The organism is Serratia sp. S4 (assembly GCF_000347995.1).
GTDB lineage: Bacteria > Pseudomonadota > Gammaproteobacteria > Enterobacterales > Enterobacteriaceae > Serratia > Serratia quinivorans.
In genome coordinates this window covers 3424108-3440556 of record NZ_KB661120.1, presented here as the reverse complement: position 1 = coordinate 3440556, position 16449 = coordinate 3424108, and the positions used below count along the sequence as shown (strand labels likewise).

Sequence of the window (16449 nt, the reverse complement as noted above, 5' to 3'; positions counted from 1 at the left end):
ATCTGCATCATATGATGTTTGTCCTGGTGGGCCAATGGTCGGCAATAGTTTGCTACATATGCTTGCGCAACCTTGATAAAGGGGCAGCAGACGTGCCCCATGTATTGAGTCAATCTTGCCAAACCTGCGGGCTACGTGGCGTATCCATCCGGTAATCAGAATAGTGACGCGTGAAAATTTCGCGGCCCAGATCGCGGGCGGCCTGTAGTGGATTACGCGGATCACGGCTGACCTCACCCCGATTGTTGCCCGCACCCTGAACCATCCCTACAAACTCGCAATGCGAATAACGGCTGAATTCCTGAATTTGATGCACGATCCCCATAGCTCCGCCGGGGTAGGTTTCCTCCGAGGCTACCGTCAGCCCGATGCGTTTGCCACTCATACGCTGATGTACCTGTTCGGCATCAGGGTAGGCGTTGGAGTAATAGCTGAAAGAGCGATCGAAAAAGGCTTTGGTTTGCGCCGACATGCCGTACCAGTAGAGCGGGGTACAAAATACCGCCGCATCCGCCGGCAAGAAATGCTCCAGAAACAGTTCGCCATAGCGATCGGCTGGTGGCGCGGCATTACGTTCATCCGTCAGAAAACCGCTGATGTAATCATCCAAAAAATGCAGACTGGCTTCGGTGCCGGCTTCGGCGGCTCCTGCCATCACGGCCTGTGCCAATGCTGCACTGTTGCCGTCACGCCGTGGGCTTCCGACCAGGACGATAAGGCGCTTGGGTTGTTGAGATGAATTCATGTCACTCTCCGTTTTATTGGTCATGGATATACGATTGCCAATTTACGGTGCTCAAAGAGTCAGTGACAAATGACGGCTATTCTTTCAGGATGAGTTAAATTCATCTGTATGGGATTTAATCATGTTTGCCACGCTTCCGGTTACTGCATTGCGCACCTTTGAATCCGCCGCCCGCCTGCGCAGTTTTAAACAGGCTGCACTGGAGCTGGCTGTAACCCCGACGGCGGTATCGCATCAGATCAAGGCGCTTGAGCAGCAACTGGGTTTTGCCTTGTTCGATCGGGTGCCGCGCGGTGTGCGGTTAACGCAGAAGGGCGAGCGTTTGTTCGCTGGGGTGCATACCGCTTTGCTCGATGTGGCAACCACGCTGGATGCGCTACGACCGGTTCCCAGTACCGGCTCACTGTGTGTTTCCGTCACCCATTCTTTCGCTGCATTGTGGCTGGTCCCGCGCCTGGGGCGCTTTTATCAAGCTTACCCGTACTACCTGGTACGCCTGGAGGCCTGCGGTGAGGTGATTGATCTGCAGCAGGACGCCAGCGTGGACATTGCCATTCGCTACAGCAGCACTGACTATCCGCAGTTGCATCGGGCAGCGCGGTTGGAAGAGAGCTTTGGCGTTTACGGCGCCCCGGATTTGTGTGCAACTGAGCAACAAGCGCCCACGCTGATCACCGTTCACTGGCATGACTCCACTCTTTATGAAACCGGCTGGCGCCAGTGGTGCCAGGCTGCGGGTGTCGACTGGTGGCAACGGCATACCGCGTTGCGGGCTTATGACGAAGAGCATTATGCTTTGCAGGCAGCGGTGGCCGGGCAGGGGCTGGTGCTGGCCAGTTCGGTGATGGTGTCGGATCTGGTGCGTAACGGGTTGCTGGCATCCTATCGGCCGGAAATTTGCGTACCGGGTGCGGCTTATAGCGCGCTGTGCGTGCCTGGGCGCGAACGGCATCCGCCGGTACGGGCGTTCCTGGCCTGGCTGCAACAGGAAATTTTGCGCTGAACCACAGCACAAAATAGAAATTCTTCTGGCGTGAGGCATGGGAATATCAGATAACTTTGTTATTCCCTTCCCATGAGAGAGATGTCCATGAGCCAGCCAAGAGTTTCTGATTACCCCATTGATGCACAGTTTATTGAACGTTGGTCGCCGCGCGCGCTGGCAAATGATGCAATCGACGATGAGACCCTGCTGAGCTTCTTTGAAGCGGCGCGCTGGTCACCTTCGGCCTATAACATTCAGCCGTGGCGCTTTGCCTACAGCAAGCACGGCTCTGCCAGCTGGGACAACTATCTGGATTTCCTGATTGAGTTCAATCGCGGTTGGGCGCAGCACGCTTCGGCGCTGGTGGTGGTGATATCCAAAACCACCAGTCTGAACGGTGACCAGGAAGTCAGTAACCCGAGCCATGCTTTTGATGCCGGGGCTGCCTGGGCCAACCTGGCGCTGCAGGCTCATCTGAAAGGTTGGCTGACCCACTGCATGGGCGGTGTTCATCACGACAAAATCAAGGCTGCGTTAAACCTGCCGGACAACTATCAGGTACACGGCATGGTGGCGATCGGCAAAGCGGGTGATAAATCCCTGCTGCCGGAGTTTCTGCAGCAAAAAGAGATCCCTTCAGGGCGCTTGCCGCTGGAGCAGACGGTGGTGGAAGGGCTGAACTTTACCCTGTAATTATCCGGATTTGAGGCTTACAGGCCCGCTGAGTTTCGCTCTGCGGGTTTTTTTATGCGCTCACATGACGAGGTAAAACTTTGTGAGTATGTCCAGCGGCGCGATAATCGTTATATAATTATTTATATAGCGATTATCAAAGGAGGGGGATGTCATGAACAATCACTTCGGCAAGGGGCTGATGGCCGGTTTGGCCGCGCAGAACGCCGGACCAGCTTCGGAGCTTTCCCGGTTTTGTTGTGATTACAAACGTGGCTTCGTGCTGGGGTATGCACACCATTTGGCGGAAAGCCTGGGTGACGAAAATCAGGCCGCATTCGAAGCAGGCTTGCTGTGCCGGGCGTACAGTCTCAATGGGGAAGTGATGAGCGAGTTCTTTTCTGGCGGCGCTAATCGTCTGGCCGAAAAGTTTTTCTGCGCCGGATATAACCGCGAGCAGTAAAACCAGGCCTGACTATCATATGGCCTGACAGGCTCAGGCCATATTCAGTACTGGGGCGAACGCAAGTTTCAGGATAAGGCAGCGGCAACATTGCGTAGCTCCGGCAAAATCCCCAGATTTTTTTCCTGCACCAGATCCTGGTAAATTTTAAGGATCACCGCTTTCACCACATCAGAATTCCGTGTCAGGCTCTGTTGTTCCATTATGCTATTTAATTCAGCCAGTTGCTTTTTACTGACTTTCATCGACAAGCGCTTCGATGATTTTGCATTCGCCAGCTCGCTGCCTAACAGCGTTTTCAGTTCTTGCTGCTGATAGCGGCCGGTGGTGAGCGCATGGAGGTAGTAAAGGATCAGCGTTTTATGAAAGTTTTCATCCAGCGAATCATCTATTTTCTGCGTGGCAACGTTCAGAATATCGAGATAGTGCGCCGGAACTCGCACTTCCAGCGCTGATTTAGCCTGCTCAAACTCACTTTTAATGCGCGGCGTGGACTGGGCAGGGACACTGACCACCGCATTACACTGATTGCAGACGGCGGCTAAAATATTTCTTACTGTGCCGCAGCGATCGCTGAAGTCCACATCACGTAAACGATAAGTTGCCATTGTTCGGCCGCAGTTTTGGCACAGAACGCTGCGCGTATCGCCTTCTTTAACAATTCTCATTGTGAGCTCCTTGCTGAAGACAGCGTATGGCGAGTTGTTTTACGTCCTTGAATCCCATCTTACCTCCCTATGATGTACGATAACTTACGTACACGCAAGTCGTTAGACGAATTTCATCGCAGCCAAGTGTACTGAGGGAAGAGGCAGGACAGCCAAGCAATGTGGGTGAATAACCGGAGAAAAAGATGAAAAGGCGGGAAGCCTCGCAGACTAATGTAACGGGCATTTTCCTGCATATTCAGTTTGACGGGCAACAACAGCCCAGTTCAAACATGAACTGGGCTGCAAACACTATCTGGCGTCAATAACTGATGGTTTCCTGGGAGACCGAATTGGCCTGGACATCAGTGTCGCTGAGCCATGTACGTTTGTTTTTCAAATAACCGAACAATGACAGCTGATCGTCAAAATGTTTTGAGCGTTTCCCGTCTGGAGCAATAAAACCGGACTGGCCTGGAGGTGTCACCTCGACACCGGTAACTCCTTCATGGGTAAAGACCACCATGTCATTTTCGGTCCCGCGGTTCATGGCAAGACGATTCTGAAGGTGTTCGTCTGAGCCTGCTTGCGGAACATTCAGGAAGTTTTTGGTTTGATAAGTGGTGTTTGACACCCTGGTCTGCCACGCAGACATCTTCCCGCCTTGTGATTTGTTCAGATCGTTAACGGCGAGCCGCAGTGCTTCCATCATCAGGCTATCGACGTCCCTGCCTTTGAAGATATCAAAGCCCGAGCTCTTGCTGCCGGCGGTCATGCCCTGATAAAGAATTTTGGTACCCACCGAAATATTCTGGCTGCCCGTGGTGCTCTCTCCCGGCGTCATATAGCCGGTATCAAGGAACCACGAGGCCTGTTCCGCAGGCAATATTCCGCCCAGAGACAGAGTCAGCATATGTTGCAGCCAGGTGCGGAAAATGGGTGTCGCCGGGGTATCGTAATAACCGTCGTTATTCAGATCCCGCTCCTCATAGTCCCATTTACCGAGGATAGCGGCAGCTTCGCGTAGTTTCGGGTTATCACTTTTGCCGGCGACCTTGACCAGGCGGGGCACAAAAAAGCGCGCGTTAGGATCTTCGAATGCCGCATCCATCAGCAAATTCCATAACTGCGTGGGGGTAAAGCGCGGCTGACTATCAATGCGGGTGAATAACGACTGGATACGGTCGGCGGTATTCCAGGAGTACCACCATTCGTCCGGATTGGGGAAGCCTTCCGCCGGGCGGTTGTTCCAGTTGGCGATGTAACCCGTTTTGGGATTGTAAACCTGAGGATTGGTGGAAAATGGCATGAAACCTTGCCATTCGGAACTGCCGTCGCCAGGCATAGGTAGCCGGTTATCGTGCCCCTTAAGGCGTATTGGATAACGTCCGCCCAAGGCATAACCGATGTTGCCTTTTTTATCGGCGTAGTACCAGTTGACGTTGATGGCGGAATGTTGGACCTGATCGAGCCATTGTTGATGGTTTTTCGCTTTGCCAACTTTATTCCAGGCCAGTAAAGTGGCGACTTCCTCGCCTTCCCAGCCACGACGTTTGGCATAGGCCAGACCCTGCCTGGGATTGTAGTCGATGACGGCACCTTGCACGCTACGGTACACCGTCAAATGCCGGGTTTCGCCATCCTTCACCGCGATGGTCTCTATGCGTTTTTCCAGAGGGCGGTATTTCCCCTGATAAAAGTACTCTTCAGGATTTTTAGGGTTCAATTTCAACTGGTATATGTCGACATTATCACCAGCCCCCCAGGTACTTCCCCAACTGATGTCGCGGTTGTAGCCGAACTCCACCATCGGATAGCCGAAAGGACTGTTTCCCACCGCGTCATAACCCGCGCCATGTAACCCAACAGAATAGGTGTAAGCGGGTTGATAGAAACCGAACTGAGGCCCGTTTAACAGAATGCTTTCGGCACCTTCAGATTTACGGGAGCCCAGGACGATGATGTTACTGAAGGCTTTTTCCTTCGGTGGCTTCCAGCGGGGCGTTTGTTCGTTGGTTGCGGTCTCTGTCGGGAGCGTTGCATGGTTCAGAGCGGTTGTCGCCGGCGGGGCAGAAACGTAGGCTCCATCGCGTACCGAAGGCTGCCATTCCCCCTTGGAGACTGTGGTGGGTGCGCCTGCGTTGTCTTGAGAAAGCAGCAGGTTAAATATCGCTTTGCCTTGCGTCTCGCCATCCTTTTTTATCAGCCCGGCGAGTAATTGCTGGTTTTCCAACTCGGTGTTGTAGTCTCCGAATCGGTTAACCATGGACCCGATGAACACCATGGCTACATCGAAGTCCGTCCAGGGAGCCGGTTTAAAATTATGGTCAATAAACTGTTTTGGCATCAATTGCTGCGGGTTGGCATCGATTTTCTTCAGCCATGCATTAATGCCCTGGGCATAGCCATCGAGAATATCGCGATCGCTTTGGGGCAGCGCGGCCAACTGAGCTTTTATTCTGGCAGGGGAATACTGTTGGCGAATGCCTATATCAAACGACAGATAGTCTTTGCCCAACACTTCGGCGACACGCCCTTCAGTACTACGCCGGGACATTTCCAACTGGTATAGACGGTCCTGAGCGATGGCATAACCATAGCCATAAAACAGTCCGTAAACGTCATTGGCGTAAATGTGAGGGGTGCCATAGGTGTCTCGTTTTATCGTCACATCGGCGGCAAAAGTTTGGGCTATCACCAGGTTGCAGCCCAACCCAAGGGCCAGTAGCAAAGCAGAACGCGTTTGAAATAACAATTTCATGCAGTTTCCTCGTCAACTCGCTGTTATCGCGGCGGTGGTTTGTTCGCTCAGGGAGGGCGAGCCTGCCGTGAGAGTTCAGTTAGCTTGCTACATAAAATCAACAAAGTGATACATAATTTTAACTTCAATGTTGTTTTGTGTGTCCAAAATCACTGTTCAAGGAATGCTCTATTTATCGAGGTGGCCATTAATCTAATTATTAATTCGCTGATTTATGCTGAGGCTTTGTGATGGCTGCGGGTTATTGAGAGTTGAAGGGATACTTGATTTTAATTTTTACCTTGAAGAGTAAATCATGACTTAAACATAGCTACTGAGGTGGCAATAGGGTAAGCGGGATGGTTTGGTTTCTTTCCGTGATATCGGCCATATGAGGTATCTTGTAACCCTATATGGCCCGTCATCTGTTTTGTTAAGGGGAGCTTTGATATTCTCTGGGCCAACTCCGAGCTGTGACCTAATTATCAAATGGTCACTCGTTGTTAATCAGGGCTCATTGAGCTAAGCTGGAAAAATGACTAAACATATAAATGAAAATCCCCCCAGGGGACCCTCGGATCACAGCGTCCGCGATCAGGTCGTCGAAGCTGCCACAGAGCATTTCGGGCATTTTGGTTATGAGAAAACCACCGTATCGGAACTGGCTAAATCAATAGGTTTTTCAAAATCTTATATTTATAAGTTTTTCGATTCCAAGCAGGCGATCGGTGAGGTTATCTGCGCCAATCGGCTGGCAATGATCATGGCGATTGTCAATTCAGCGATTGCAGATGCACCGTCGGCCTCCGAAAAATTGCGGCGTTTATTCAGAGCACTGACCGAAGCCGGCAGTGATTTGTTTTTTCACGATCGCAAGCTTTATGACATTGCTGCCGTTGCGGCGCGGGATAAGTGGCCTTCGGCAGAGGCCCATGAAGAGCGTCTGAGAAAACTGATTGAGCACATCATTGTAGAAGGGCGGCAGGCGGGAGAGTTTGAACGGAAAACGCCGCTGGATGAGGCCGCGCATGCGATATATCTGGTCATGCGGCCTTACATCAATCCGGTTCAACTGCAATACAATCTGGAAACGGCATCGGCGGCTGCTGCGCTGCTGTCCTCACTGATACTGAGGAGTTTATCACCCTGAGTTGTGACTATTGACAATATTGGTCACTAGTCTGAGAATGCGGTTACTGTCCTGCCAAATTAATTGAGGGAACCCATGCTCAGGCTTAATCCTGCCACCTTTGCTGTTTGCCTGTTGCCGCTTGCCCTTGTGGCCTGCGGTGACTCTTCCAGCACCGAAGATCCCCGTACTCAGCCTCCTCTGGTAAGGTCTGCGACCGTGGTGAGTGCTGTCGATGCTTCCCGCGCATTTACCGGCGTTGTCGTAGCCCGAACTCAAAGTGACCTCGGTTTTAGAGTACAAGGCAAAATCCTTGAACGTCTGGTCGATACCGGCCAGACCGTTAAACGCGGCCAGCCATTGATGCGTCTGGATCCGGTTGACCTGAGCCTGCAGGCACAGGCTCAGCAACAGGCCGTCGCGGCGGCAAGGGCCCGTACAAGACAAGCTGCTGATGACGAGGCGCGTTACCGCAGTCTGGTCACTACGGGGGCTGTGTCGGCATCGGCCTACGGTCAGATAAAGGCCGCAGCCGATACGGCCAAAGCGGAACTCAGTGCTGCACAGGCACAGGCGAATGTGGCACAAAATGCGACTGGCTACGCCGTGCTGCTGGCCGACGCCGACGGAGTGGTCATGGATACGCTGGCTGAACCCGGACAGGTTGTCAGTGCCGGGCAAGCGGTCATCCGGCTGGCCAGAGCAGGGCAGCGCGAGGCCATCGTGCAGTTGCCTGAGACACTACGCCCGGCTACCGGAAGCGAGGCCGAGGCAACGTTGTACGGTACCGATAAACAGTCAGTCCCTGCGAAACTGCGGCTCCTTTCCGATGCGGCCGATCCCGTAACGCGCACCTTCGAGGCGAGATATGTGCTGGAGGGGGCACTGGCAAGTGCGCCTCTGGGATCCACCGTTACGCTTCATATTACTGACGAAAAATTACCGGGCCAGATGATGCAGGTGCCTTTAGCGGCAATCTATGATCCGGGCAAAGGGCCGGGTGTCTGGGCGATTTCGGGTAAGCCGGCCAAAGTGTCATGGCGGCCTGTTCAACTGCAGGGGTTGGGTGACGATGTTGCAAGGGTGACCGGTACCCTTAAGCCGGGTGAACAGGTGGTCGCTCTGGGGGCGCATCTGCTGCATGACGGTGAGGCGGTACGCCTGGCTGAACAGAGCGATACCCGCATCGCCGGGAGCCGGCCATGAGCGCGGGGCGATTCAATCTTTCAGCGCTTGCCGTTCGTGAGCGCTCGATCACTCTGTTCCTTATTATTCTGATCACGGTCGCGGGTATTCTCTCGTTTTTCGAACTGGGGCGGGCTGAAGATCCCCCCTTTACCGTTAAGCAGATGACGATTATTACTGCCTGGCCGGGTGCCACCGCGCAGGAGATGCAGGATCAGGTTGCCGAACCGCTTGAAAAGCGTATGCAGGAGCTGAAGTGGTATGACCGTAGTGAGACCTACACGCGTCCCGGTCTGGCTTTTACCATGTTGTCACTGCAGGACCGCACACCGCCCGCACAGGTGCAGGAAGAATTTTATCAGGCGCGCAAGAAGCTCGGTGATGAGGTTAAAAACCTGCCGGCAGGCGTGATAGGGCCGATGATCAATGATGAATTCTCCGACGTAACCTTTGCCCTCTTTGCGCTGAAGGCGAAAGGGGAGCCACAGCGACTGCTGGTGCGTGATGCGGAATCTTTGCGCCAGCGTCTTTTACATGTGCCGGGGGTCAAGAAGGTCAATATCATCGGCGAACAGGCCGAACGCATCTTTGTCTCGTTCTCGCATGACCGGCTGGCCACGCTGGGCATTTCTCCACAGGATATTTTCTCCGCCCTCAACAGCCAGAACGTACTGACGCCCGCAGGTTCGATTGACACCAAAGGGCCGCAGGTCTTTATCCGCCTTGACGGTGCCTTCGACGAACTGGAGAAAATCCGCGAAACGCCCATTGTTGTACAGGGCAGAACCCTACAGCTTTCTGATGTGGCAACGGTTGAGCGTGGTTATGAAGACCCTGCAACCTTCTTGATCCGCAACCAGAGTGAACCGGCGCTGCTGCTGGGGATCGTTATGCGTGACGGCTGGAACGGCCTGGATCTGGGGAAGGCGCTGGATGCGGAAACCGCCAAAATTAATGAGAGCATGCCGCTCGGCATGAACCTGACGAAAATAACCGATCAATCAGTCAACATCAGCTCCGCCGTTGACGAGTTTATGATCAAGTTCTTTGTCGCGCTGCTGGTGGTCATGGTGGTGTGCTTCGTCAGTATGGGATGGCGCGTGGGCGTGGTGGTCGCCGCTGCCGTGCCCTTGACGCTGGCTATCGTTTTTGTGGTGATGGAGGCTTCCGGCAAAAACTTTGACCGCATTACCCTGGGGTCGCTGATCCTGGCGCTCGGGTTGCTGGTGGATGATGCCATCATCGCCATCGAAATGATGGTGGTAAAAATGGAAGAGGGCTACGACCGCATCAAAGCCTCGGCCTATGCCTGGAGCCACACGGCGGCTCCGATGCTGGCGGGCACGCTGGTCACCGCCGTCGGTTTCATGCCCAACGGTTTCGCGCAATCCACCGCCGGCGAGTACACCAGCAACATGTTTTGGATTGTGGGGATTGCCCTGATTGCTTCCTGGGTCGTGGCGGTGGTGTTTACGCCTTATCTGGGGGTGAAAATGCTACCGAAAATCAAAACGGTGGAGGGAGGACATGCGGCGATTTACGACACCCGCCATTACAACCGTTTTCGCCGGGTACTAACCCGCGTTATCGCGCGAAAATGGATAGTGGCCACTACCGTTATTGCCGTCTTTATTGTCGCTATTCTCGGTATGGGGCTGGTGAAAAAACAGTTTTTCCCCACTTCCGATCGGCCTGAGGTATTGGTTGAAGTCCAGATGCCTTATGGCACAGCCATTGAGCAGACCAGCGCCACAACGGCGAAAATTGAAGCCTGGCTGAAAAAGCAGAAAGAGGCAAAAATCATTACGGCCTATATCGGGCAGGGGTCGCCGCGCTTTTATCTTGCCATGGCACCAGAACTGCCCGATCCGTCGTTTGCGAAGATTGTCGTGCTGACGGACAGTCAGGAAGCGCGTGAGGCGCTCAAATTCAGACTGCGTGAAGCAGTGGCCAGCGGCCTGGCGTCTGAAGCGCGCGTGCGCGTGACTCAACTGGTGTTTGGTCCGTATTCACCTTATCCGGTGGCTTACCGAGTCATGGGGCCGGATCCCACCAAACTGCGCGAAATTGCAGACGAGGTAGAAAGGGTGATGCAGGCCAGCCCGATGATGAGGACCGTCAACACCGACTGGGGACCGCGGGTGCCGGCGCTGCATTTCACGCTCAATCAGGACCGCCTGCAGGCGGTGGGGTTGACATCGAATGCGGTTGCACAGCAGCTTCAATTCCTGCTTTCAGGGGTTCCGATCACCTCTGTGCGTGAAGATATCCGTTCGGTGCAGGTCATGGGACGCGCGGCGGGAGATATCCGGCTTGATCCGGCAAAAATAGCCGGTTTTACCTTAGTGGGCTCTTCCGGCCAGCGCATTCCGCTATCTCAGATAGGCAAGGTTGAAGTGCAAATGGAAGATCCTGTTCTGCGTCGTCGCGATCGCACCCCGACGATTACCGTGCGGGGGGACATTGCCGAAAATCTGCAACCGCCGGATGTCTCCACAGCAATCATCAAGGCGTTGCAGCCGGTCATCAATCAACTTCCGTCGGGCTACCGCATTGAACAGGCTGGTTCGATTGAAGAATCCGGCAAAGCCACCCAGGCTATGGCTCCGCTGTTCCCTATCATGATTGCCATGACGCTGTTGATTATTATTCTGCAGGTGCGGTCGATGTCGGCGATGGTAATGGTATTCCTCACCGCGCCACTGGGGCTGATTGGGGTAGTGCCAACACTGCTGCTCTTCAACCAGCCGTTTGGCATCAATGCGCTGGTAGGATTAATCGCGTTATCGGGGATCCTGATGCGTAACACCCTGATCCTGATAGGGCAGATCCATCACAACGAACAGGAAGGGCTGGCACCATTCCATGCCGTTGTTGAGGCGACGGTGCAGCGAGCCAGGCCGGTGTTGCTCACGGCAATGGCCGCCATCCTGGCGTTTATCCCGCTGACGCATTCGGTGTTCTGGGGAACGCTGGCCTATACCCTGATTGGCGGAACCTTTGGCGGCACCATCATCACGCTGGTCTTTCTACCGGCAATGTATGCCATCTGGTTCAGGATACGGCCTGACAATCAGTCGCAGAGTGAAAGGCCTGCATCCGGCTAGATCTGTTTCTGGCGAGAACAAATGAACCGTGTTTTTGTCACTTAGTCTCACCACAGATCATTGTCATTGGGAAATGGTCTGTGGTTTTTACAGTATCGACTGAGAAATTAAGGAACCGGATAAGAGGGAGCTGTGCGCCCAAACATTTCCTCACATCGTGTTTTAGGCCTTTTGCGATAACGCCCTGTTCATTGCGAGAATCGTGCCTAACAACGAGAGGAGTAGAAGTCCGATAACACCCCATGCAAAGGACGCCAAGCCTGTTCGATCCAGCAAAATACCTCCCACAATCCCACCGGCGGCAACGGCGGTGTTCCAACCAGTCGGAGAGCAGATTGTTAGCGCAATTGAGAGTATTGTTTTAGTAAACAGCTGCCACATTTTGCGTCTCGAAGCAGGGAGTCACCAGCAACCTGCCATAGCACTGTATCGCAGATGTAGGTATGAGATTTGCGATGCTTTCCCTCCTCATGCTGCAGACCCCTTAAGTGTATTTATGTGCAAAGAAATATAAATCATATAAATTAAATCTTTCTGCGCCCTGCTAAAGAGTTCTACATGTTGAGCGGACTAAATCACATCACCCTTGCAGTGAGTAACGTAGCAAACAGTCTGAATTTTTATGTTGAGACGCTTGGGTTCACACTTAAAGCCAAATGGGCTCATGGAGCTTACCTTTCGTTGGGTGAACTCTGGCTGTGTCTTTCAGGGGATAAAGTATCTGTTGGTGATGACTACACGCATTATGCATTCAGTATTCCTACTGAAGAATTCGATGTGTTCGTTGAACGGTTGAGGTCTTCTGGTGTTACAGAATGGAAAACTAACAAGAGCGAGGGGAAGTCGGTCTATTTTTTAGACCCCGATGGTCACAGGCTTGAGATCCATGATGGAGACCTTGAGAGCCGCCTCCGTGCTTGCCGTATTCAGCCATACGAAGGAATGGAGTTTTTCTGAATGTTCAAACCAAGGAAGTAAGATGCTTTTGCCAGATGTAAGCTATAACGGCTGGGTTTTATGCCGTAATCAAGGAATGATTGAAGACGCAACAATGCAGGTGATTTTCGAGATCTACAGAGTGCCTGGATGATGCACCACGTTCTTGCCATGGGCAGTTTTGTGCCAGAAGCGGAAGTTGTCGCCTCAATGTACTTTAGCTACTCTTATGCTAATAATTTGACGGAAAAGAAGGGGGCATTCATGCGGGAAATCGTTGTGGAGCCATACGATGAAAAATGGCCTGCTATGTTTAACGCTGAAAATTTTCTGTTACAAGCATTGCTTGGTGACGTGGCTAGGAAGGTTCATCATATTGGCAGTACGTCAGTGCCTGGCCTCTCAGCAAAGCCTGTGATTGATATACTTCTGGAAGTTGCCGATATCAACCAACTGGATAAATGCAACTCTGGAATGGTCGACGCCGGATACGTTGCTCGCGGTGAAAACGGCATTGCAGGACGCCGGTACTTCATTAAGGGGGGGATCAGCGTAGCCATCAAGTGCATGCGTTTTCAGTAGGGGACATTCAGATACTAAAACATCTTTCTTTCCGCGATTATCTGAGGAAAAACAGTGATATCGCAGGCGATTACGCTGAGATAAAGCGTACAGCAGCATTGCTATGTAAGAACGATGCACATCGTTATAGCGCATTAAAAACGAACTTTATAGAGCATCATCTGCAACGTGCGCTGATTGATCTGGAACGATAGATATTGAGTTTGTCACTGTGATGTTTTGTTTAACATAATGCAAATGCCCTATCTCAGGGAGTAACTTGCCCGCCAACTCTGCCTATATGCGCTATGAAACTTCCGCACCTCGCTCATAGCAGACTTGGCGGTCTTGCTTTCCTTCCGCTCTGCGCCAGAAGCGGGCGCTACTTAACCTGATAAGTGAAATGCGAACAAATTCTGCGTTAACTATTGTGGCCAGTGAATGATTCAGATGGCTTTCACACTGGCCAGTCGTCATATCTTCTAATTCAGCTCTGCAGCATGCCCGGTTTTATCCGTAAGACCGGACAACATCGCAAGTATCAGTGCAATAACAGACAATATAGCTCCCGCCCAGTTAGGTGATTGCAGACCGAACCCCGCAGCAATCACCGCGCCACCAAGCCAGGCTCCTACAGCATTACCGAGGTTGAAAAGACCGATATTAACCGCAGCGGCCAGCGTGGGTGCACCTGCTGCCCGTGCTTTACACTTATCCGTAAACCCACCGGAAGAAAATTATGCCTTCGGTGCAGAAGTTATCTATGACTCCGTTTCACGATCAGACGACGTGAAAGGGGAAGATACAGAAAACATCCTTACTCTGTTCCCGGGAACACATATCACAACAGTCAGGATGATGACGCTGAAGCCCGGGCCGAGGCTTGAAAAAGCAAAACGCCCGCTTAAGTTTCCTTAAGCGGGCGTTTCTAATTTGGCTCCTCTGACTGGACTCGAACCAGTGACATACGGATTAACAGTCCGCCGTTCTACCGACTGAACTACAGAGGAATCGTTTGAACGGGGCGAATAATAACGGGGTGGCCCTGGCTTGTAAAGTCAGAAAAGGCCTTGATGTTTCGTTTGCTGCAAGATTATTCAACCTGCTGCTTTTTATGGCTTTTATTGCTGCACTGCTGCGCAGTGGTTCACGACCTGCCACTTATCTTCATCACCATGCTTTATGCTGGTGCAGGCTTTGGTGGTTTTCCGCCAGTGAGGGGAACGTCACTACCGACGCCAATATCATTTTTTCTTATTTTTCCGTCGATTAGTTGACGCTTTCTCTTATTCCGTCTGTCTGGCCCGGATCTTGCTGCGGTTTATCTCAACCCAGCCAAGTGGCATGACGGAGGCAGTATGAATTTCAGACGTCTTAAGTATTTCGTGAAAATCGTCGACATCGGCAGCCTGACCCAGGCGGCAGAAGTGCTGCATATCGCCCAACCGGCTCTCAGCCAACAATTGGCAACGCTGGAAGGAGAGCTGAAACAGCAGTTGCTGATCCGCACCAAGCGCGGGGTACAGCCTACCGAAGCCGGTAATATTCTTTATGCCCATGCCCAGACTATTTTGCGCCAGTGCGAACAGGCGCAAAGTGCGGTTAATAGTGCCGGGCAGGCGATGAGCGGGCAGGTCTCTGTCGGGCTGGCCCCGGGCAGTCTGGCGTCACAGTTGGCGTTGCCGCTGTTGCAGGCGGTGCGCGATCAGCATCCGGGGATTTTGCTCAGTCTGAATGAGAATATTGGCTCGACGCTGGCCGGCCAGGTCGCCAACCAGAATCTGGATATGGCGGTGATCTACGGCGCTAAAATGCCCGCAGGTTTGCAGGCCACGGCCTTAATGCGCGAAGATCTCTATCTGGTGGCGACGCGTGCGGTGCCAAACCCTGGCAACAGTGTTGAGCTGCTGGACGTTGCGCGGCTGAATTTATTTCTGCCGCGTGAGGGGGACGTGGTGCGCAGCCAGGTGGACGAAGCCATGGCGATACGCAAGTTAACGGCCAACGTGATTGGTGAAATTGAATCGCCTGGCACCTTGAGTGCGGCTATCGCCAGTGGTTTGGGGGCCACCATTTTGCCAGAGTCGGTGGCGCGCGCGATGATTGGCCCGGCCAAGGCATGGATGGCGCGTATCAATGCTCCATCGCTGAGCGTGCCGCTTTCGCTGTGCATTTCCGGCCAGCAATCCTTGTCGGCACCGGCGCTGGTGGTGAAAGAGATCCTGCTGTCCATCGCCGCCAGCCGCAGTCAGGAAAAACGCGTGCTGGCGTTGGTGCAATAAATCAGGTCGAACTCGATTAGCTGAGTTGGTAACGGCTGTCCGGCTGGGTGGCGGCGGGTAAATCCGTCTCGTCATTCATTTCGCGCAGGTTGATCTCAATCGCATTGCACATGGCATTGAGCGGCAGATCGTTGGCGGCGGTGCCGAACGGATCTTCCAGCTCTTCTGCCAGGGAGTCCAGCGAGATAAAGGTGTACGAAATAAATACCGAAACCAGCGGCGTCATGTAGTGCAGATCCGGCACCAGCGCGAAGGGCAGCAGGGTGCAGAACAGGTAGACGGTGCGGTGAACGATCAGGCTGTAGGCAAAGGGGATCGGCGTATTGGCAATGCGCTCGCAGCCACCGAGGATCTCCGACAGCCGGTTAAGGTTCTGGTCAATGCTATGAAAAAGTACGTCTGACAACTGAGCCGATTGCCGTTTCTCGCCCAGCCATTGGCCCATCATCAACAACAGTCGGTTGCAGGGGGAGGCGCTGTTTTTAATGGCCAGCAGGTCGGCATTGGGCAGCAGGCGCTGCAGATCCTCGCTGCTATCGCTGCCGCGCAGTTGGTGTTTCAGACAGTAGCTAAATGCCATCAGCAGGGCGGCAAACTCACGCGCTGCCTGATCTTGTTGCGGTAGCAGGCTTTTAATCTGCCGTAGCAGCGAGCGTTGAACAATTAACAACCCTCCCCACAGTAACCGAGCCTCGGTGAAACGCGCATAGCTGACGCTGTTGCGAAAGCCAAGAAAGATGGCGATCGCCACGCCCAGCAGGCTGAAGGGGGCCAGCGTGAGTTTGACGCCCAGGTGTTCGTACCACTGAAAACACAGTACCGCGACAATTGACATCGCCACGTTAAGGCTGAGGCGAAACAGAATTTTAGAGAGCACCGAACCGTGCCAAACGAATAGCCGTCTGAACCAGTGTTGCTGAGGTCTGACAATCATAGGAGTGATAATGACTGGGGGATGGAAGCCGCTGTTGTAACAGATTTACGGTGTGTTCATCAA

The 16449-nt window shown here is 53.1% G+C and carries 13 protein-coding genes, 1 tRNA gene and 3 pseudogenes; 11 read left to right on the top strand and 6 right to left on the bottom strand.

Annotated elements, in window-relative coordinates; translation table 11 throughout:
• Positions 1–109: 109 nt before the first annotated feature.
• Positions 110–745, bottom strand: a complete 636-nt coding sequence (locus tag SERS4_RS0116820; RefSeq protein WP_017893368.1) for a flavodoxin family protein — start codon at positions 743–745, stop codon at positions 110–112.
• Between the two features lie 121 nt (positions 746–866).
• On the opposite strand from SERS4_RS0116820, the gene SERS4_RS0116815 reads away from it, so the two are divergent.
• The 3 genes from SERS4_RS0116815 (at position 867) to SERS4_RS0116805 (ending at position 2865) form a co-directional block, all read left to right on the top strand.
• Positions 867–1748, top strand: coding sequence for a LysR substrate-binding domain-containing protein (locus SERS4_RS0116815; protein ID WP_017893367.1), 882 nt, complete (start codon positions 867–869; stop codon positions 1746–1748).
• 87 nt (positions 1749–1835) lie between these two features.
• Entirely contained in the window at positions 1836–2423 is a 588-nt protein-coding gene (locus SERS4_RS0116810) for a nitroreductase family protein (RefSeq protein ID WP_017893366.1), read from the top strand.
• A gap of 154 nt (positions 2424–2577) precedes the next feature.
• The gene (locus tag SERS4_RS0116805) at positions 2578–2865 is read left to right on the top strand and encodes a DUF2623 family protein (protein WP_017893365.1); all 288 of its coding nucleotides are present in this window, start codon (positions 2578–2580) and stop codon (positions 2863–2865) included.
• 68 nt (positions 2866–2933) lie between these two features.
• Here SERS4_RS0116805 and SERS4_RS0116800 read toward each other — a convergent pair whose 3' ends face one another.
• Positions 2934–3533 carry a hypothetical protein gene (locus SERS4_RS0116800; protein WP_017893364.1) on the bottom strand — a complete coding sequence of 200 codons (600 nt, stop codon included), beginning with the start codon at positions 3531–3533 and terminating at the stop codon, positions 2934–2936.
• 301 nt (positions 3534–3834) lie between these two features.
• Entirely contained in the window at positions 3835–6273 is a 2439-nt protein-coding gene (locus tag SERS4_RS0116790) for a penicillin acylase family protein (RefSeq protein WP_017893362.1), read from the bottom strand.
• Positions 6274–6787: 514 nt separating this feature from the next.
• On the opposite strand from SERS4_RS0116790, the gene SERS4_RS0116785 reads away from it, so the two are divergent.
• The 6 genes and pseudogenes from SERS4_RS0116785 to SERS4_RS27350 all read left to right on the top strand — a co-directional run bounded on the left by SERS4_RS0116785 (position 6788) and on the right by SERS4_RS27350 (position 13385).
• Complete coding sequence (locus SERS4_RS0116785) at positions 6788–7402, top strand: TetR/AcrR family transcriptional regulator (protein WP_012145859.1); 615 nt, start codon at positions 6788–6790, stop codon at positions 7400–7402.
• Positions 7403–7477: 75 nt separating this feature from the next.
• Positions 7478–8587 (top strand): efflux RND transporter periplasmic adaptor subunit, encoded by a 1110-nt coding sequence (locus SERS4_RS0116780; protein WP_017893361.1) that lies wholly within the window; start codon positions 7478–7480, stop codon positions 8585–8587.
• A complete protein-coding gene (locus SERS4_RS0116775; RefSeq protein WP_017893360.1) occupies positions 8584–11673 on the top strand; it encodes an efflux RND transporter permease subunit in 3090 nt (1029 codons plus the stop codon). Before SERS4_RS0116780 ends, SERS4_RS0116775 begins: the two co-directional genes overlap by 4 nt.
• Positions 11674–12231: 558 nt before the next feature.
• Positions 12232–12630, top strand: a complete 399-nt coding sequence (gene fos / locus SERS4_RS0116765; RefSeq protein ID WP_017893358.1) for a fosfomycin resistance glutathione transferase — start codon at positions 12232–12234, stop codon at positions 12628–12630.
• Between the two features lie 49 nt (positions 12631–12679).
• Positions 12680–12763 (top strand): annotated as a pseudogene (locus SERS4_RS27355) (thymidylate kinase); the annotation flags it as partial.
• Positions 12764–12873: 110 nt separating this feature from the next.
• Positions 12874–13385, top strand: a pseudogene (locus SERS4_RS27350) (GrpB family protein).
• A 267-nt stretch (positions 13386–13652) separates the two neighbouring features.
• Here SERS4_RS27350 and SERS4_RS27345 read toward each other — a convergent pair.
• Positions 13653–13877, bottom strand: a pseudogene (locus tag SERS4_RS27345) (MFS transporter); the annotation flags it as partial.
• Positions 13878–14104: 227 nt separating this feature from the next.
• Positions 14105–14180: transfer RNA gene (locus tag SERS4_RS0116750), tRNA-Asn, on the bottom strand.
• A 5-nt stretch (positions 14181–14185) separates the two neighbouring features.
• Here SERS4_RS0116750 and SERS4_RS27050 point away from each other — a divergent pair.
• Positions 14186–14443 carry a hypothetical protein gene (locus SERS4_RS27050; RefSeq protein WP_156816657.1) on the top strand — a complete coding sequence of 86 codons (258 nt, stop codon included), beginning with the start codon at positions 14186–14188 and terminating at the stop codon, positions 14441–14443.
• Between the two features lie 85 nt (positions 14444–14528).
• Entirely contained in the window at positions 14529–15452 is a 924-nt protein-coding gene (gene nac, locus SERS4_RS0116745) for a nitrogen assimilation transcriptional regulator NAC (RefSeq protein ID WP_012145849.1), read from the top strand.
• 16 nt (positions 15453–15468) lie between these two features.
• On the opposite strand, the gene SERS4_RS0116740 is transcribed toward nac, so the two are convergent.
• Positions 15469–16386, bottom strand: coding sequence for a bestrophin family protein (locus tag SERS4_RS0116740; RefSeq protein WP_012145848.1), 918 nt, complete (start codon positions 16384–16386; stop codon positions 15469–15471).
• Positions 16387–16449: the final 63 nt, after the last annotated feature.